Annotated in this window: 23 protein-coding genes and 1 tRNA gene; 16 read left to right on the top strand and 8 right to left on the bottom strand. The window is 58.0% G+C overall.

Annotated features, from left to right (window positions below; translation table 11 throughout):
• Positions 1 to 175: 175 nt before the first annotated feature.
• Positions 176 to 964: a DUF4145 domain-containing protein gene (locus FHX06_RS35465; RefSeq protein ID WP_210300559.1), complete on the bottom strand. Its 789-nt coding sequence runs from the start codon at positions 962 to 964 to the stop codon at positions 176 to 178.
• Between the two features lie 272 nt (positions 965 to 1,236).
• Here FHX06_RS35465 and FHX06_RS18080 point away from each other — a divergent pair, with 272 nt between their 5' ends.
• From FHX06_RS18080 to FHX06_RS18025, 12 genes are all read left to right on the top strand, one after another.
• Complete coding sequence (locus FHX06_RS18080) at positions 1,237 to 2,001, top strand: hypothetical protein (RefSeq protein WP_183880287.1); 765 nt, start codon at positions 1,237 to 1,239, stop codon at positions 1,999 to 2,001.
• A gap of 190 nt (positions 2,002 to 2,191) precedes the next feature.
• The gene (locus tag FHX06_RS18075) at positions 2,192 to 2,503 is read left to right on the top strand and encodes a hypothetical protein (RefSeq protein ID WP_112967959.1); all 312 of its coding nucleotides are present in this window, start codon (positions 2,192 to 2,194) and stop codon (positions 2,501 to 2,503) included.
• Positions 2,500 to 3,027: a hypothetical protein gene (locus FHX06_RS18070; RefSeq protein ID WP_183880285.1), complete on the top strand. Its 528-nt coding sequence runs from the start codon at positions 2,500 to 2,502 to the stop codon at positions 3,025 to 3,027. The genes FHX06_RS18075 and FHX06_RS18070 overlap by 4 nt, the downstream gene beginning before the upstream one ends.
• Positions 3,020 to 3,574: a hypothetical protein gene (locus FHX06_RS18065; protein ID WP_183880283.1), complete on the top strand. Its 555-nt coding sequence runs from the start codon at positions 3,020 to 3,022 to the stop codon at positions 3,572 to 3,574. The genes FHX06_RS18070 and FHX06_RS18065 overlap by 8 nt, the downstream gene beginning before the upstream one ends.
• Positions 3,564 to 3,746 (top strand): hypothetical protein, encoded by a 183-nt coding sequence (locus FHX06_RS18060; RefSeq protein ID WP_183880281.1) that lies wholly within the window; start codon positions 3,564 to 3,566, stop codon positions 3,744 to 3,746. The genes FHX06_RS18065 and FHX06_RS18060 overlap by 11 nt, the downstream gene beginning before the upstream one ends.
• A complete protein-coding gene (locus FHX06_RS18055; protein ID WP_183880279.1) occupies positions 3,739 to 4,233 on the top strand; it encodes an HK97 family phage prohead protease in 495 nt (164 codons plus the stop codon). The genes FHX06_RS18060 and FHX06_RS18055 overlap by 8 nt, the downstream gene beginning before the upstream one ends.
• Positions 4,131 to 4,538 (top strand): HNH endonuclease signature motif containing protein, encoded by a 408-nt coding sequence (locus tag FHX06_RS36195; RefSeq protein WP_183880277.1) that lies wholly within the window; start codon positions 4,131 to 4,133, stop codon positions 4,536 to 4,538. Before FHX06_RS18055 ends, FHX06_RS36195 begins: the two co-directional genes overlap by 103 nt.
• A 162-nt stretch (positions 4,539 to 4,700) precedes the next feature.
• The gene (locus FHX06_RS18045) at positions 4,701 to 5,042 is read left to right on the top strand and encodes a P27 family phage terminase small subunit (RefSeq protein ID WP_183880275.1); all 342 of its coding nucleotides are present in this window, start codon (positions 4,701 to 4,703) and stop codon (positions 5,040 to 5,042) included.
• A 340-nt stretch (positions 5,043 to 5,382) separates the two neighbouring features.
• Positions 5,383 to 7,428, top strand: coding sequence for a phage tail length tape measure family protein (locus tag FHX06_RS18040; protein WP_183880274.1), 2,046 nt, complete (start codon positions 5,383 to 5,385; stop codon positions 7,426 to 7,428).
• Positions 7,425 to 8,177 carry a hypothetical protein gene (locus FHX06_RS18035; RefSeq protein ID WP_183880272.1) on the top strand — a complete coding sequence of 251 codons (753 nt, stop codon included), beginning with the start codon at positions 7,425 to 7,427 and terminating at the stop codon, positions 8,175 to 8,177. The genes FHX06_RS18040 and FHX06_RS18035 overlap by 4 nt, the downstream gene beginning before the upstream one ends.
• A 25-nt stretch (positions 8,178 to 8,202) precedes the next feature.
• Positions 8,203 to 8,355, top strand: a complete 153-nt coding sequence (locus tag FHX06_RS18030; RefSeq protein ID WP_183880270.1) for a hypothetical protein — start codon at positions 8,203 to 8,205, stop codon at positions 8,353 to 8,355.
• Positions 8,352 to 9,392, top strand: coding sequence for a hypothetical protein (locus FHX06_RS18025; RefSeq protein WP_183880268.1), 1,041 nt, complete (start codon positions 8,352 to 8,354; stop codon positions 9,390 to 9,392). Before FHX06_RS18030 ends, FHX06_RS18025 begins: the two co-directional genes overlap by 4 nt.
• 54 nt (positions 9,393 to 9,446) lie before the next feature.
• On the opposite strand, the gene FHX06_RS36295 is transcribed toward FHX06_RS18025, so the two are convergent.
• The gene (locus tag FHX06_RS36295) at positions 9,447 to 9,698 is read right to left on the bottom strand and encodes a CFI-box-CTERM domain-containing protein (protein ID WP_409564425.1); all 252 of its coding nucleotides are present in this window, start codon (positions 9,696 to 9,698) and stop codon (positions 9,447 to 9,449) included.
• Positions 9,699 to 9,814: 116 nt separating this feature from the next.
• Here FHX06_RS36295 and FHX06_RS18020 point away from each other — a divergent pair, with 116 nt between their 5' ends.
• On the top strand, positions 9,815 to 10,513 hold the full coding sequence (locus FHX06_RS18020; protein ID WP_183880266.1) for a hypothetical protein: 699 nt from the start codon (positions 9,815 to 9,817) through the stop codon (positions 10,511 to 10,513).
• A 16-nt stretch (positions 10,514 to 10,529) separates the two neighbouring features.
• Here FHX06_RS18020 and FHX06_RS18015 read toward each other — a convergent pair whose 3' ends face one another.
• Positions 10,530 to 10,781, bottom strand: coding sequence for a hypothetical protein (locus tag FHX06_RS18015; protein WP_183880264.1), 252 nt, complete (start codon positions 10,779 to 10,781; stop codon positions 10,530 to 10,532).
• Positions 10,782 to 11,369: 588 nt separating this feature from the next.
• Positions 11,370 to 11,531 carry a hypothetical protein gene (locus FHX06_RS18010; RefSeq protein WP_183880262.1) on the bottom strand — a complete coding sequence of 54 codons (162 nt, stop codon included), beginning with the start codon at positions 11,529 to 11,531 and terminating at the stop codon, positions 11,370 to 11,372.
• Between the two features lie 133 nt (positions 11,532 to 11,664).
• Here FHX06_RS18010 and FHX06_RS18005 point away from each other — a divergent pair, with 133 nt between their 5' ends.
• The 3 genes from FHX06_RS18005 (at position 11,665) to FHX06_RS17995 (ending at position 13,860) form a co-directional block, all read left to right on the top strand.
• Positions 11,665 to 11,877 carry a hypothetical protein gene (locus FHX06_RS18005; RefSeq protein WP_183880260.1) on the top strand — a complete coding sequence of 71 codons (213 nt, stop codon included), beginning with the start codon at positions 11,665 to 11,667 and terminating at the stop codon, positions 11,875 to 11,877.
• The gene (locus FHX06_RS18000) at positions 11,877 to 12,227 is read left to right on the top strand and encodes a hypothetical protein (RefSeq protein ID WP_183880259.1); all 351 of its coding nucleotides are present in this window, start codon (positions 11,877 to 11,879) and stop codon (positions 12,225 to 12,227) included. Before FHX06_RS18005 ends, FHX06_RS18000 begins: the two co-directional genes overlap by 1 nt.
• 568 nt (positions 12,228 to 12,795) lie before the next feature.
• A complete protein-coding gene (locus tag FHX06_RS17995; protein WP_183880257.1) occupies positions 12,796 to 13,860 on the top strand; it encodes a tyrosine-type recombinase/integrase in 1,065 nt (354 codons plus the stop codon).
• A gap of 84 nt (positions 13,861 to 13,944) precedes the next feature.
• On the opposite strand, the gene FHX06_RS17990 is transcribed toward FHX06_RS17995, so the two are convergent.
• From FHX06_RS17990 to infA, 4 genes are all read right to left on the bottom strand, one after another.
• Positions 13,945 to 14,020 (bottom strand) — tRNA-Phe (locus FHX06_RS17990).
• A gap of 177 nt (positions 14,021 to 14,197) precedes the next feature.
• The gene (gene yacG / locus FHX06_RS17985; protein WP_112541619.1) at positions 14,198 to 14,410 is read right to left on the bottom strand and encodes a DNA gyrase inhibitor YacG; all 213 of its coding nucleotides are present in this window, start codon (positions 14,408 to 14,410) and stop codon (positions 14,198 to 14,200) included.
• A gap of 122 nt (positions 14,411 to 14,532) precedes the next feature.
• Positions 14,533 to 15,153: a Maf-like protein gene (locus FHX06_RS17980; protein WP_007821131.1), complete on the bottom strand. Its 621-nt coding sequence runs from the start codon at positions 15,151 to 15,153 to the stop codon at positions 14,533 to 14,535.
• A gap of 58 nt (positions 15,154 to 15,211) precedes the next feature.
• The gene (infA, locus tag FHX06_RS17975; RefSeq protein ID WP_003545338.1) at positions 15,212 to 15,430 is read right to left on the bottom strand and encodes a translation initiation factor IF-1; all 219 of its coding nucleotides are present in this window, start codon (positions 15,428 to 15,430) and stop codon (positions 15,212 to 15,214) included.
• Positions 15,431 to 15,476 lie beyond the last annotated feature (46 nt).

Below are 15,476 nucleotides of genomic sequence, written 5' to 3'. Positions count from 1 at the left end.
TAAATTTGGGTGGGGGTAAACTAATCGTTTTTCCTTAAAAAAATTTTTACTGGGTGGGGGCCCAAAATTCCTGCCTGGACTTCCTATCGGCCCGGTCCCCCCCCCCCCCCCCCCCGCAGCGTTATCGCTAATACGGATCTTCCCTCGCGCGCGTGCGCAAGCGCGCGTGAGAAAGTTATTTTGCTTTTCCTGTCTTTTCCTTGTCCCGCGTCTCGATTGCTCGAAGTTTGTCACCGGGAAGGCTGGCGTAAACCTCATCGACCAACTTGGGCTCAGAGATCATTTTTTCGACAATGAGATTAAACAGTTTGAATAAGCTTTCAGCTGTGGATCGATCGTCATTCAGGTCAATGGTGCCGGGATGAACAGCTTCATTGCCGACGACACGCAGAACATCCAACGCTCTCTGTATGCGGACATCTAAGCCTTTCGCCACAAGAGAAGCGATATCATTGTTAATATTCTTGCCAGGTTCACCCAAGTGCTGACACAGCTTCTGAATCGAAAGTCTGAGAAGCGCGGCTGCTCCTCTAGGTGATTTGTCGAAAATTGCCCGCGCCTCATCGTAATCAGCAACTATTTCTGGCGGCGTGTCTGAATTCGCGGCTGCCAGTAGAGTCGGCTCCGGATATGCCATTGTGTCGGCGCGCCAAATTGCCACTTCTTGGCAATTGAAGCACTTCGTGAGCCAGACATTCTCGACAGCAAAGTCAGCATGATAACCGCGCGAAACGATTACAGGGTGGTGTGTAAGCAGTCGTGTTAGTAACCTTGTGACTTTTTCCCGCTCCCGCGAATCTCCAATATTTCGCGCACGCTCGAGTTCATCAGGATCCGGAAGGGCGGGCAGCTTTCCATTCGTCAGCCCCTCGGCATACACGGAGAACCAATGTTGGTGTGCGAGCACACCGCAGTGGGGGCAATTAAATGCAGTTTGAGTGATGGAGGGAGCAACGGTTTTCAAGATTCCACCTCTTTTGATGAGGCTGAAAATGCAACCTGATCAGCCATCACGCAACTTCAAATGTTGCCGCCGTTGACAATTTTGTAAAACGAACACAGCGTTATTCCACGGCCCGACTTGACCAATCTGGTCTGTTTACATCACGGTCTTAACTTCCACTAACTAAGAGCCGGATCTACCGGCCGGAACAAGCCTCCAGACCTGGAGCCACCCCTTTGCCAAATCCTGATAGAGCCGCGCCTGTTTCGGGCAGCGGCGCGCCGCGAATTGCGTTGCCAACCAACCTGCGCACACTGACGGCGCGTAACGATGCCGAGCGCCTGGCGAACAAGTACTTGGCCGCAAATGACAACACGCCTCCGAAAGGCAGAGCGCCGGTGCATCGTGGCGGCCGGCCAGCATTCAATTGGGCTGCGAAACAGGATCGATACGGCGCGGCATGTCTCTGGCTGATAGCTCGGCAACGACTTCCCGACTCGGTGGTGATCGCCAACGACAACGAGCCGCCTCAAGGCGGGCTCGACATTCGCCGCAACGGCACGGCACGCGGCAAGAAGAAGACCAAAGCGAGTCTCGGCAGCCATCTTGACCTGCCGCCCGTTCTGCCGCGCCTTGGTGATGGCGAACCGCAGCCGGTGGAACCTTGTGGCTACACCCGGCTCGACATTCTGCCGCAAAACGACGTCGATGAGCTTTCCGATGACTTCGTTTCATACGGATCGTGTTCAGATGGCATAGCATCCCTTGGCATTGATTTCATCGGCGCGGAATCAGGGCTGGGAACGCCAAGACCAGGCAAATCGAAAGGCTCACCCATTAGGGCCGAAGATCTGAGCTTTGACGATCCGCCGCCTGATATCGACTACGTCATTGAGTTGCTGATGTCGCGAGAGAACCTTGCCGGAATCGGCGAGGCGTTCGGTGCGCGTGGGCGATATCAGGACAGGAAAGGCGCCGCCATGCTGGCAAAGGCTATGGAATGGGCCAAGGCGCAGGTTGCGGAAAGCAATTTCGGTTCGATGTTGCAAATCGAGTGACGTCGTTTCGCTAATAGCAACAGAACTGACCACGGATGAACTGGCAGTTCGGTAATTGCCGCGCCCAAGCAGCGCGGCGATCGGGCTTTGAGCGCGGCTTCGGCCGCTGCTCGCCTGCCCATTAACTGCCGGCCTTCGGGTCGGCTTTTTTTATGCCGTTCCACACGGAAAAACTTCAAAAGGACTTCTCATGGCATTCACAGGATTCCGCGTCGTTTGCGGCTATGCCGGTTCATATCGACGTGACAAATCTCAGGCGATCCTCGGCAAGGTTGTTTGGTCTGAGGCGCCAGCTTCCGGCGTTACTACCACAAACGGCGCTCCAGCTGATTCAGACGCCTACGGCCAGCCGATGTTTCGGCTTCGGTCAGCGGCCGACGCTTACGTCTCAATTGGCACCGCGCCGAACGCGAACGCCGAGCCGCGCATTTTTGTGCCCGCAAACACCGACTATGACGTCTTCGCCGGCGGTGGTGAAAAGGTGCAGTGGGTGGCCGCATGACAAGCCCGATCACCAGGATCGCCGAGCTGATCGAGCGGCACGTCGGCCTCAAGAAAACGCGGGTGGAAAGTGTCGCCCGCGAGCTGCAATTGGCCGGCACGCTTCCAAAGGGCGCGCCAGGCCGCGCACCTGAGTTCAATCGAGCGGATGCAATCACGCTACTCATTGCGGTCGCAACGGGCGCGAAGCTGGAAGACGTAACGGGAGCCACCCGTGCCGCCCTCGCAACGACACCCGGCGGCGCCAACGTCGATTGTGCTCCGCTCCGCATCCCGCGTACCGCGGAGATCCAACTGGCCGTTCTAGCTGGCATGGCAGCTGAAGGCGACACGCTCGACGAGGTGACGCTCGATGTCGCGCACGGCTGGCCAGAAATTACGTTGGCTTGGGCCGACGGCATCACTCATCGTTTTCAGGCTGCCGGCAGCGTCGCCAACCAGCAGCCGAGCAACAAGGCTCGAATTGCCACCACCATTCCAGGTTCGGCATTCGCCGCATTTATCAAGGAGGCCGATCGTGGCTAAACCATTCACTGTGCCGTCGCTCGCAGAAGCCGACAAGGAATATGCAGCGCTCGAGGCGAAGCTCGCTGAGCTTTCAGCCGACGCCCAGAAGTCTGCTGCAGCGATCGCTGATCTAATCGCAGACATTGAAGCGCGACCCGCTCCCCGGATTCGCGTCGACGTCGCCGCTCTGCTTGGTGAGACGATCGACCAGGCGCTGAGCGAAAGGCCGGAAAAGCTGAAAGCTCTCCGCCGGCACGCTGAAGCCGTTGACGCCGCCATCGTCGAGGTCCAGCAGCGACTTCGAGATCGAATCGGTACGGCAAGCAAAGCCGCGTGTAGCCTCGTCAAAACCGAGTACGGTCGGCGGATCGCAGCTCTCATTTCAGCACTAGACGCCGTCCACGCTGCTCGTCTTCATGCTGAAGCTTTGCTGGATGATCTGGAGAGCGAAGGCGTGCAGCTCTCATATCTGCCTGCCCTGCGCCCGCATTTTCTCGGCGACAAGAACGACGGTCATATCCATCGGTTCAAGCTCGAAGCGCTGGAGGCCGGCCATGTCAACTGAACGCCGCGAATACGAACTGCGCCCTGCTAACGGCGGTCGCAAGGGCCTTCGATCGATCAAGCTGCCCGGTGAGCAGCGACACGTCGAGCGTTCCGAGTCTGCATCTGACATCGCCAGGCGCCTCGCTATCGGGAAGCGCGAAAAGCAGCTGAAGGATCGTCTGCGTGGCTGACATCACCGGTTATGCCATTCAATGGGGCCAGCCCGCGATCATCGCTGGCCTTTTCGAAGAGCGCTTCGCAAGAGGCGCATTCGATCGGAGCCTGATCGATAATCCGGATGTCGCCGTCCTTTGGGCGCACGATTCAAGCCGACCACTGGCTCGCGTGTCGAACAAAAGCCTGACAATCCGGTCCGACAACATCGGCCTTTGGTATTCATTCAAGCCGGATGACAAGTCGCCGCTCGGACAAGAGGCGTTGGCGAGCGTGGGCTCCGGCCTGGTCAATGAGGTGTCTGTGGGTTTTTCTTCGATAGAAGAGGAGTGGGATGACGGCGGAAAGTTGCCCAAGCGGCTCATCACCCGAGCGTTCCTCGGCGAGATCAGCATTGTTCTATGGGGCGCTTACGGCAAGTCCACGAGCGCGTCGCTGTCTGGCCGATCGACAGGCGTCAGCCGTGCCGAAGCCGCGATGAAGGCTCGGGGGATCGCGGTGTGACACAGCGCAGCCCCGAAGCCGAGCGCTATCACGCGCTTTATCGGACAACTCTCTGGAAGCAATTGCGCCTGGCTCAGTTGGCACGAGAGCCTCTGTGCTGGATGTGCGAGGAGCTTGGGATCGTGACGGCCGCCAACACGGTTGACCATCGCACACCGCATAAGGGTGACCATACCCTGTTCTTCGATCCCACCAACCTGGCTAGCCTCTGTCCGCCATGTCACAGCCGGCATAAGCAGCGACAGGAGCGAGGCGGCAAGGTCGTTCGGTTCGGAGCCGATGGATATCCGATCGAGCTCGGCTAGGGAGGGGTATCGATGCCCTTGCGGCCGTTTCCTATGGGGAGCGGTGCTGGGCCATCGTGTATATGCGCCTTGCCCCGGTTGAGAAAATATTCCGGCCATGGCGCAGGCCCTGCTCTCCAAGCCATTCAGCCCAATTGCACTCCATGAAAACGGTCAAAAACGATGGCAAAACCGCCAAAAGCGCCGGCACATCTGCGCCCGGCAACGCAAAAATGGTGGCGATCGGTGCTTGCCGATTTCGACCTTGAGGACCACCACCTCCGCCTATTGCAGCTTGCCGCCGAGGCCTGGGACCAAGCCCAGGGCGCGCGCGAAGTCCTCGACAAGGACGGCCAGACCTTCACAGATCGCTTTGGTCAGCCAAAAGAGCGGCCAGAGGTCGGCATTTTGCAAAATGCTCGCATCGCCTTTGCCAGGCTGCTCCGCGAGCTCGCGCTCGATGGCATCGACGCACCGGAGGCGCCGCGGATGTCCCGCACACGCGACTACGGACGGCGAGCGTAATGCCCATCCGGAGACGAACGAACCTTCGCCGAGCTGGCGAAGTTGAGGCCTGGTCGGGCTATTTCCAAAGCGGCTGCGACTTCTTCGGTGACCTGGACGCGATCGGCCTCACAGAAGAAACGGCTTGGCCGGTTGCCGAGGAAACATGGCGCCGGATCGGCCTCGATGTGATTGAACACATCGAAAACCTTCATCGCAACTTTTATCCGCCGCCGCGCCCGTTCTGGGCGGAAGAGAACTTTGGGCCGCCGGCCGCGAAAGCTGGAAAGCGCAGGCACTAAATCACAGGAAAAATCAATGCATCCTCAACCGACCGCCTCGCGGCCAGGAGGCCATGCCTATGGCTGACAACGACAATAATCTAGTCTTTACCGTCAGCTCTGACATGTCTGCGGCGCAGCGCGGGCTCGCCAAGTTCGCTTCTGACGTCGGCACTGCGACAGACCAGATTGCCAGAAAATACCAGGCCGCCGGCGCAAAGATCGACAGTTCGACGACGGCGCTTCAGACCCGCATTAACGGCGTGGTCGGCCTCGGCACGAAGGCCACGAAGGAGTGGACCGGCGCGCTTGCCGACCAGGGCAAGGAGCTCGAGAGGCTGCGTGCGAAGTATTCGCCGCTCTTCGCCGCGCAGCAGTCGTATACCGATAGCCTAAAAGAGATCAAATCTGCTCATGCCCTTGGAGCGATATCCGCCAAGGAAATGACCGCGGCGATCGACAAGCAGAAGGCTGCATTCGCGTCGCAAATCGCGGTCATCAGGGGGCGCAACAAAGAGCTTGCGGTCTCGAACGACAACTCGGCTGGCCGTCGCCAGAACCTTGGTTACCAAGCCTTCGATATCGGTCAGGGGCTAGCGTCCGGCATGCCTTTGGGGATGATCGCGGCCCAGCAAGGACCGCAGATCGCGCAGCTTTACGCTGGCCAAGGGGGCGTCAAGTCGGCGTTGGCGGACGTCACGGCCGGCGCCACAATGCTGATTTCGACGTTCGGCGCCCTGCCGATCGCGATTGCTGCTGCCGGTGCTGCGGCCATAGCATTTGCAAAGTTGACGTCGGGCAGCGTGCACACAGCCGACGATGCCGTGAAGAGCCACGCGGCCACGATCGAGGCTATCAAGGAAGCCTACGGAATCGCTGGTGAAGGGCTTGGCGACTACGTCAAGAAATCGCAGATTGAAGCTGCGGCTGCGGCCCGAGAAAACCTCAAGGTTCAGCAGGAAGTAGCGAAGGAAGCGGTCTCTGACTTCAATAAGACGCTCGGCGTGCTCGCTGCGCGCACGGGTGGTGCTTCTGATATCGATGGCCGGTTCAAGCCTTTCGCGGATGCGATCCGCAATTTTCGTAAGTCGATAGCTGATGGCGCTCCAGATTTCGCTCGGTTTCGGAGCGAGGTCGAAGGCATCGTCGCCACCAACCCGGCCGGCCTCCGGAAAATCGCCGACGAAATAATCAATAATTCGACCGCAGCAGCCGATGCCGAGCGCCGAGTTAAGGCCGCTAAGGATGTCATCTCCGACATCGGCAAGGTCTCATCGGACCAGGTTGTCGGCGTCCGGGCGCTGCGTAACGCCCTGAAGGAGCTGTCCCAGATTGCGATGCCATCACTGTCCGACGCAGAGCGGGCCGCGGAGGCCTTCCGCAAGGCGATGGATGCGGCTCAGGGCAGCGAAGATAGAGCCGCCGTCCAGCGCCAATACGATGCCGTTCGCAAGCGGATCGACGACCAGAACCCGACTGTGTCCGATGCCGACGGTCGGAGCATGGCCGTACCTATCCCTGGTCAGAAGCCGATCCAGTTGGGCGAGGAGCCTAACAAGAAGGCAGAGACGGCGGCGACCAAGGCTGCCAACGCTTATCGCGATCTCCTGAAGGCGGCGGACGACCGCATTCAGCAGGTACAGCAGGAGACCGAGCTCCTCGGCAAGTATGGCGTCGATGCGGATGCGGCGCGTTTCGCGCTCGATCTGTTTCAGCGATCGGAGGACAAGGGTAGATCTCTTAGCGCCGAGCAGCGCAAGGAAATCGAGAAGAAGGTCGCGCTTTACAAGCAGTATTCGGAGACGCTGTCCAAGGCGAAGCTGCAGCAAGATCTGCTCATGGACGCGCGATACAATTCGCTATCCAAGCAGGATCAGCAGATTACCTCGACGCTGCGCCAATACGGCTTGCCGGAGGATCTCAATAGCGCCGAGGCCGGCCAGATCCGCAGATCCCTCCGAACCGACGACCTGCGCGGTGACATCAAGTCGTTCGCCGGCGATTTCAAAGACGCGCTGCTCAATAACGGCGGCGATATCGGCACCGCTTTCGCCGATGCCATCCAGCGCCCGATCTGCGGCGCAGAGCACAGCCTGAACCTAAATCTTGGAGACTTTTTCCGATGAGCGCATATTTTGCCACTCAGTCCGCTGACGCATCGTATTTGTTTACCGACGGCGCCGGATACACCACCCGCGACGGTGTAGTTCGTTCGCTCGATCGCAAAGTATCGGTCGCAGAGACCAAGCCTTTTGCCGTCACCACGCAGGGGAGCGCTGAGCTCGGCGAACGTATCCGCAATTTCCTGACGGCGCAGGTCGATCAACTCGGTGTGGACGATTTCGTTGATCTGTTCCTGCCAGTTTTTTTGCTCGGCCTGCAGGAAACATACGCTGACGTGCGGCACGTCCCCAGCAATGACGTTCTCGCTGCGATGACGATGTGGTCAGCGACGCGCGGCATCCTGCATTTGGGGTTCCAGACTGGCCCAGAGCCAGACCGACCTGACACGGTTCCGTTTGCGCTCCAGGTTCTAGGAGCAACGACGCTACGCGGCCCGGTGTTCGATCTGATGAAGCTAGCCGCGTATCGGCGCCCTCACTTTGGGGAGGACCAGGTATCGTTCGTAAAGGAACTTGGCTCCTACGTTGTATCGTTAATGCGGGAAGTGGCGTCGGTTCCGACGTCGCTTCACGGCGTTGCCGGCGTCACGCCACACTACTGGGTCGGCGGCTTCGTCGACATGACAATCGTTGATGCCTCAGGCGCCCGCGTCGAACGCGTGCACACCTGGCACAACGACAGGATTGGCGGCCGGATCGACCCTTTCCGCACGCCTCTCAATCGGGCACAGCGCCGCGCGTTGCGCGCGTAGCTCTATACCCAACAGGAAAAACCAAATGAACCAGCCAACCAAGCCGGCCGCGGGTGATGCGCCCCCGCGCCCTGACAAAACTGAAGACGAAAACGACTACTTCGGCACGGCCGACTACTTCAGCCGCGACCGCTTTTTTACCGACAAGCAGCCCTCCAACGAGGAGACCTCTGAATGAGCCAAGCAACAACCTGGTCTGTGCCGCTAGTCGGCCCGGCCACCCCAACTCTGCTCACGCAGCGCACCGACGATTCGCTTGATGCGCTGCTTTCAGGTCACTCCGGATCGGCGCGGCCGTCGTACGCCGTCGCCGGCACTGTCTGGGAGGATACTTCGGTCGCCGGAACCGTGAAATTTTACTTTTTCGACGGCTCTGACGACATCCTGCTTTGCACCGTCAATACGTCTACAAACATTGTGACTTGGGCAAATGCAACATCTGCAGCAACCCAGTCTTATGGTCAGTGCAGGCTGTCGCTGTCTGGCGGCAATCTGCTCTTGTCCCGCTTTAATGGCCAACTGCTGACGATCAACGGGGTACACTATTCCATCCCATCCGCTGGCGTGACCCTGGCTCCCACCGGCCTGACGCCATCCACATTGTATTACATCTATGCCTGGATGAACTCCGGGACGATGACGCTGGAGGCATCCACGACTGCCTCTGCGGTGGACAGCACGACTGGCGTTCGCATCAAGACCGGTGACGCCACCCGAACGCTTGTCGGCATGGCTCGGCCTGTTACGGGCCCGGCATTCGTTGATACGCTGGCGCAGCGCTTCGTCCGGTCTTGGTATAACGACACTGGCGTGGCGCTGTTCAACAACTTCACGGCAAACAGGCAGAGGACGAGCACCACCTTCGCCGAAGTCAACACGGAAATCCGCTGTGAATTCCTTGTCTGGTCCGATGAGGTTGCTGACGCTGTCGCCACTGGAAACGCCATCAACGGTGCAGCCGGCGACGGAACCAGGTCTGCGTTGGCATTTGGCACGACAACGCCAGCATCTACTGTAGAAGTCAACGGCGCCGTCTCTCTCATGGGGAGCTCTGACATTGTGCCATTCTCTGCCAGATCGATGAAAACCGGTCTCACGGAAGGCTATAATTACGTGACGCTCTTCGGGGCGATCCAGACCGGGCCATCAACAAGCACATGGTATGGCGACCAGGACGGACGCCGTACAAGTATATCCGTCGCGGTCCGCCGATAAGAACCCGCATCAGACCATAGTCACGGAGCTGGGGCGGGTCGTGAGGCCCGCACCTTACTTCTGTTTGGGCAATCTGTTTCCGATCGCAGTAAGCAGATTGCCGGAAACACGCATGAGAATTGGGGATTTCCTCAATAGACATGATGCAGCAGGGCTCGCCGCATAGTAAACAGCGATAAGTATCCTTCCAGCAGCGGTTGTCTTGAGACAAGTATCACGGAATCGAAGAAAGCTGTCCATCGGTTCTTCTCGATACCGCCCGTCAAGTGCCGTGGCAACAAAACAGAGTTTCACCGAACTATCCATCTGATCGAGGTTCGCATTTGTTATCATTTTCTCAACGAGCCCTTCTCGCACTAGGCTTGATGTTTCTCATCAGTACATCCCCTTGGATTCAAGCATATGCGTGGGGGCAGGTGCAAGTGTACAATGAGAAAGACGCACAACCTATCTCCGCGCCGGCGGCTACTTGCGATGCCCGTATTGCAGAGGCAGGTCCGGACAATTGCGCCCAGTGGGCTGCCGTAATTGCCGCTCGAGAAAGCACGGCCACCACACTGTGGGGAACGTGGTTGAACGCAATTGGCATGGCTATGCTAATTGCAACCCTCTTCGCCAATATGTACAGCGCATTCTTGGCAAGGAAGGCGACGCTTGCAAACATTAATGCGGAGCGCCCTCACGTCCGCATGTTTACAACCAAGAAAACGAAAGACGAAAATGGAAACGTCGTCGCTACCCACGGCGTCACATTTCGTAATTTCGGCAGAACGCCGGCGAGAGTGAAGCGCCTCAGCATTTGCTACAAGCTGGCAGACACTCCTCCAGATCCGGAAACATGCGCAGTAAGTAGAAGTTATCCTGACGACTCGGTCATTACCCATGAGGAGTTATGGCCTTACAAGGGGTGTATCCCCCAACTGGACGGGCCGAGCGTCGAAAGTTTGGTAGAGGAGCATAAAGCAGGCGGAAAGCGGCTCTTCGTTTACGGCCGGATCACCTACGTAGACGCTTTTGGAGAAGAGCGGTACACGCGGTTCTGTAGAGAATTTGACGGCCGCAATTTCTCATACAATCAAACGGATGTGAACGATCAACGGTCCCTAAATTTTGCGACGTGATGGACTGGTCGGACGCCTATTCGTGCCTGCCGCGACGCAAGTTGAAGCTGATCTCGGCAAGCGTGCCGAGTGCTACCGCAAAAAGGACAGCGTAAAAGCCACGGTCAATGACTTTACCTGCGTTCGCGGCGCCCGGCGCATATCGGGCCAGCGCCTCCTTGTATGGCCCAAAGACTTCGTTGGCGATGCCGAAGCCAATTAATATCTGAGAGGCACCGAGAACGAGCGCAAGCCATGCAACGATCCTGGCTAAATTAGTGAAAATCATCGCGTCCCCCGACGTGTACAACCTGCGCATACAATTGCGTAGTTGCTGGCGCAAGTGGTCGCGCGTACGTTCAACAGGACGGTACATAGCGACGGTCGCGAGGACCGCTTGATCTGGTGCGACATTCGCGGAAATTTATCCGCGACCGTGGATAAAGTTGCGTTTTACGCAACTCCTTCATTGCGACACCCAACAATCTGTTGCACGGTGTTCTTGGCTGTCGGCGAGACCAGCATTCGCGCTGATCTCGCCACCGAGGAGCCACCTGACGCGGGCGAGTGCGGTTCGCCTCCAAGCTTAGCCGCATTCCCCGCTGCCAGGATCTCCAGCTAGGCAGCATTGCGGAGCAAGATCAATGCGGCTTGCTGATTATCCAAGCAAAATTGCTGAAATCCCCACAGGATTCGCACTATGGCCGAAAGTTTGGCCGAAGCGGTCTCCCGTGAGCGTCACGGCGCTCGACCGCAACTTCTTGATCTTGGCCGCCTAAAACTTCCAGTCGCGATAGGTGTCGATCCGCTTCACCTCTGCCCGGCCTTCATCTGTGACGAGCCGCTCGTGCGCCAACCTACAAATTTGTCAACGGGACTATGCGGCATCCTTCGGCAAATAGCCCTTAGTCTCGAGATCATCGACAATCAGCTTTTCGATGTAGCTGGCGACGGTACGGCGATCTGCTTTTGCCGCAGATTCGAGGGCACTCTTCACGGCCGGTTCAACGCGTATTCCCAGGCTTGCGGTTCGGGTCACATCTGTCTCCTCATGTGGTGGCGGGTGCGGTAGCCGGTCGAAAGCAAATGTTAGCACTTTGCCGCACTTGTTAGTTGACCGTTTTTAAGAATCGTTTTACAACAACTAACATTGCCGAACAACGGGGCTGAGAATGAACGCGCACACCATCATCACCACAGCGGAGCCTTACAGATTTGAAATCGGCCAAGCAGTCGATCACATCGCCGGCAAATTGAGATCCGTCATCGTCGATCGCTACATCACCAGCACGGGGCGGGAAAACTATCACCTTGCCGTGTCGGCTGAGGACGCGGCCGGACGGCCATCTCGGATTGTCGCTGGAGATCATCTGGTAGCAAGGTAATGGCGAAACTTCCGCCATCATTCAGCCTTCAGGCGATCGACATCCGCTCAGCTCTGAGCCAAGGCCGCACCGAAGACGCGCGACGGATGGTTATTGAGCTGCTGCTGGCCGGCAAAGCGGATCGCGTCGTGCAAGGCATCGCCGCAGATCTCCTGAAGCCTGCCAAGCGCTCTGCTGGTCGGCCAAAGGCCTTGCCGGCATTCTGGATCGAAATAGGTGAAGACTTCCACCAGATGAGGGAAGCTGGAGTGCGCTACGACACGGTGCTCTCCGAACTCGGAGCTAAGTACGGCTTCAGCGAAAGCCATATCCGGAATGCGATCTCCACCTACGACGACACTGACGAATAGTACCGCAATTAATGCAGGGTTCTTTGCCTAACGCTTGATCTGTGAATCGGTCATTGCTCTGTCTGCCACCGCAGAGGAGACGAGGATGACCGCCACCGTTCTTGCCCAGAGAAGATAGCGACGCATCGCTGCACCGAACGATCACCTATGCCCAAAACCAGAGGAGATACGATGCCTGTCAATCTTGGATGCCAGATCACATTCCGTCCCGAGAGCCCGGTTATTCCATCGTTGGCCTTGCTGGAGGCCATCTGCGCAATGCGCGTCCGCAAAGCGGTACGACCCGTCGCTTCGAACGACAATCTCAAGCACTGCGCATGAGAACAAGATCGCCGCTTGTAGCTGCCAATGATAATTTCCCAGCTAGACTTCTAACGAAGTCGCAGGCCGCCTCATATTGCGGCCTGAGCCTGCCGACATTTGGTTCTGTGTGCCCAGTGCGACCCATCGCGCTGGGCGTCGGCGTGCGTATGGAGCGCTACGACCTGCGAGAGCTTGACTGCTGGATTGACGGGCTGCGCGAGGCAGGGAATCCTTTGAGGACGGCCGACGCGCTGCTCGATGCGCTATGACTGGAACGGTCGTCCGAGTAAAAGGCATAAAGCGGTATTTCGAGCCCAAGACTGGCAAGTGGTATGCCTACCATCGAAAGACCGGGAAGCGGCTAAAATCTGACTTTGGCACATCAGAGTTTTTCGCCGAGCTCGAGGCCATCAACGCAGCGAGCCAAGGCATGGAGGCGAAACCCGGCACGCTTGGCGCCCTAATTATTTCTTATCGCGGATCTGCCGGCTTCAAATCCCTGAAGACACGCACCAAATCCGATTATGAGAAAGTTTTGGAATACCTACGTCCCTTGGCACCTTCACCCCTTGCCGAGCTGACTCAGGGCTGGGTCGCTCGTCTCCGCGACAAGACATTCGAGAAGCGAAAGCGCAAGTTCGCGAACTACGTTCTGACAGTACTCAGCATCCTTTTCGAGCACGGCATAGAGCAAGAGCTGATGTCGTCTAATTCCGTTTCGAAGGTCAAACGCGTTCGCAAAGCGACCGACGCAACCGAGGCAAACCGCCCATGGATGGACTACGAACGAGAAGCGGTCACAGCCGCCCTGCCCGCCCATATGGCGCTGCCAGTGGCTCTTATGATGTACTGCGGCCTCGACCCTCAAGACGCGCTCCAATTGCCACGCACAGCGGTTTCTGAGGGGCGCCTTGATACGCGCCGCGGGAAGACAGGCGTGCCTGTTTGGGTGCCACTGCCCGCCCCGGTAATCGATGCATTGGCGGCCGAGCCTAAGCATCGCACCAGAACCCTCACACTGTGCGCTAATAGCTACGGCAAGCCGTGGACCGTCTCGGGGTTCCGGGCGTCATGGCGCCCGGTTCGTCAGAAGCTCGAAAAGGAAGGCACGGTTCAACCCGGCCTAACCCTTAAAGGCCTCAGGCATACCGTCGCAACTATTCTGCGCGAAATGGGCAAGGACTACTCGACGATCGCCGAAATGCTCGGGCAGAAAACGGAGGCGATGGCAAAGCACTATTCCCGCCGCGCTGACACCTCAAAGAAGATGGCCCAGACAGTCAGCGAGTTTGAGGCTGAAGTGAACAGACGGAAAACAAAAGACGTCTAGAAAATGCAAAAGCAGCGTCTAGACCGCAAATCCTGTCGGCCAAAATAAGGAGCTAAAATGTGAGAAAAACCAAGCCGTTAGAAATGGTGCCCAGGACCGGAATCGAACCAGTGACACGCGGATTTTCAATCCGCTGCTCTACCAACTGAGCTACCTGGGCTAACCACGCTTCTCGAAAAACATTCCGGCTTGGAATGTCAGGGCCTTGGTTCGCCCCGGAAGCGAGCGGGGTTATAGCATCTTGTTCGCCCATGGCAAGCATCAAATGATAGTTTTTTGACGGTCCAGCAGATTTTGGCAATTTGCGAGAAAAAATAAGGGCTTCGCGGTGGAAAACCTAGTTTTCCTCGTCGGGGTAATCCGCCTTGGTCTCGTCGTCGGCCACGGGAATGGCGTAGGAACCCGTCAGCCAGCGCGACAGGTCCACCTCGCGGCAGCGGTTGGAGCAGAAGGGATAGTGCTCGCGGTTCGACGGTTTGCCGCATTCCGGGCAGGGACGCGTCTTGCGCAGCGGCTCGACTTTGCCTCCGGTCTTCATTTCATCGGACATATTTTCCTCCTACAGCATGGGTCCGAAAATCGTTGCCATTTTCAGAAAGCCTGATGTGTAGATTCAAAACGCTAAAGCGTCCCTTGTGCGTCCGAAAGGATGCACAACGCTCTAGCTGAAGATCAACCCTCGGGCCAACGGCTGTGGACATCGAAGCCCTCGCCGGTCAGAAGCAGGATGGTTTCATAAAGCGGCAGTCCCACGACATTGGTGTAGGAACCCACCATTTTCTGCACGAAGGTGCCCGCGAGCCCCTGGATGCCGTAGGCACCCGCCTTACCGCGCCATTGGCCTGACGCAATGTAGTTTTCGATCTCGAAACTCGACAGGCGCTTGAAGCGCACCTTGGTCTCGACGATCTTCTGGCGCACCTTGCGATCGGGCGTGATGAGGCAGATGCCCGTATAGACCACATGGTTGCGGCCGGAGAGCAGATGCAGCGAGTTTGAGGCTTCGTCAGCAAACTCTGCCTTGCCGAGGATGCGACGGCCGACGGCGACCACGGTATCGGCGGACAGGATATAGCTGCCCTTCCAGGTGATGTCGCCCTTGATGGCGGCAAGTGCCGCCTCTGCCTTTTCGCCCGATAGGCGACGTGCCAGAGAGCGCGGATGCTCCGACTTCTTCGGCGCCTCGTCGATATCCATCGGCATGAGGCGCGAGGGCTCGATGCCGGCCTGATTGAGCAGGTCGACGCGGCGGGGCGAGCCCGAGGCCAGAATGAGCTTGTATTTCAGCGCCATGGAACCTCGACCATCGGCAGGCGGGAGCGAAAGCTCCGGGGAGCCTCGCAGACCAAGCTTACTTGAAGCGGTAGGTGATGCGGCCCTTCGTCAGGTCGTAGGGCGTCATTTCGACCAAAACCTTGTCGCCGGCGAGAACGCGGATGCGGTTCTTGCGCATGCGGCCGGCGGTGTGGGCAATGATCTCATGCTCGTTTTCGAGCTTCACGCGGAATGTCGCATTCGGCAGAAGTTCGGTCACGATGCCCGGGAATTCGAGGACTTCTTCTTTCGGCATATAAGGGTTTTCTTCCTGTGTGTTGGGTAAAAAGGCGCAAGGCGCC

Source organism: Rhizobium sp. BK512 (assembly GCF_014194915.1).
GTDB lineage: Bacteria > Pseudomonadota > Alphaproteobacteria > Rhizobiales > Rhizobiaceae > Rhizobium.
Note: the sequence above shows the minus strand (reverse complement) of the source record. Positions and strands in the feature narration are given on the sequence as shown.

Excerpts from the sequence above, each read along its gene's own strand:
- FHX06_RS18075 (WP_112967959.1), top strand. The coding sequence starts at position 2,192 with ATGGCATTCACAGGATTCCGCGTCGTTTGCGGCTATGCCGGTTCATAT.
- FHX06_RS18070 (WP_183880285.1), top strand. The coding sequence starts at position 2,500 with ATGACAAGCCCGATCACCAGGATCGCCGAGCTGATCGAGCGGCACGTC.
- FHX06_RS18060 (WP_183880281.1), top strand. The coding sequence starts at position 3,564 with ATGTCAACTGAACGCCGCGAATACGAACTGCGCCCTGCTAACGGCGGT.
- FHX06_RS36195 (WP_183880277.1), top strand. The coding sequence starts at position 4,131 with ATGGGGCGCTTACGGCAAGTCCACGAGCGCGTCGCTGTCTGGCCGATC.
- FHX06_RS18045 (WP_183880275.1), top strand. The coding sequence starts at position 4,701 with ATGGCAAAACCGCCAAAAGCGCCGGCACATCTGCGCCCGGCAACGCAA.
- FHX06_RS18040 (WP_183880274.1), top strand. The coding sequence starts at position 5,383 with ATGGCTGACAACGACAATAATCTAGTCTTTACCGTCAGCTCTGACATG.
- FHX06_RS18035 (WP_183880272.1), top strand. The coding sequence starts at position 7,425 with ATGAGCGCATATTTTGCCACTCAGTCCGCTGACGCATCGTATTTGTTT.
- FHX06_RS18030 (WP_183880270.1), top strand. The coding sequence starts at position 8,203 with ATGAACCAGCCAACCAAGCCGGCCGCGGGTGATGCGCCCCCGCGCCCT.
- FHX06_RS18025 (WP_183880268.1), top strand. The coding sequence starts at position 8,352 with ATGAGCCAAGCAACAACCTGGTCTGTGCCGCTAGTCGGCCCGGCCACC.
- FHX06_RS36295 (WP_409564425.1), bottom strand. The coding sequence starts at position 9,698 with ATGGATAGTTCGGTGAAACTCTGTTTTGTTGCCACGGCACTTGACGGG.
- FHX06_RS18015 (WP_183880264.1), bottom strand. The coding sequence starts at position 10,781 with ATGATTTTCACTAATTTAGCCAGGATCGTTGCATGGCTTGCGCTCGTT.
- FHX06_RS18005 (WP_183880260.1), top strand. The coding sequence starts at position 11,665 with ATGAACGCGCACACCATCATCACCACAGCGGAGCCTTACAGATTTGAA.
- FHX06_RS18000 (WP_183880259.1), top strand. The coding sequence starts at position 11,877 with ATGGCGAAACTTCCGCCATCATTCAGCCTTCAGGCGATCGACATCCGC.
- FHX06_RS17995 (WP_183880257.1), top strand. The coding sequence starts at position 12,796 with ATGACTGGAACGGTCGTCCGAGTAAAAGGCATAAAGCGGTATTTCGAG.
- yacG (WP_112541619.1), bottom strand. The coding sequence starts at position 14,410 with ATGTCCGATGAAATGAAGACCGGAGGCAAAGTCGAGCCGCTGCGCAAG.
- FHX06_RS17980 (WP_007821131.1), bottom strand. The coding sequence starts at position 15,153 with ATGGCGCTGAAATACAAGCTCATTCTGGCCTCGGGCTCGCCCCGCCGC.
- infA (WP_003545338.1), bottom strand. The coding sequence starts at position 15,430 with ATGCCGAAAGAAGAAGTCCTCGAATTCCCGGGCATCGTGACCGAACTT.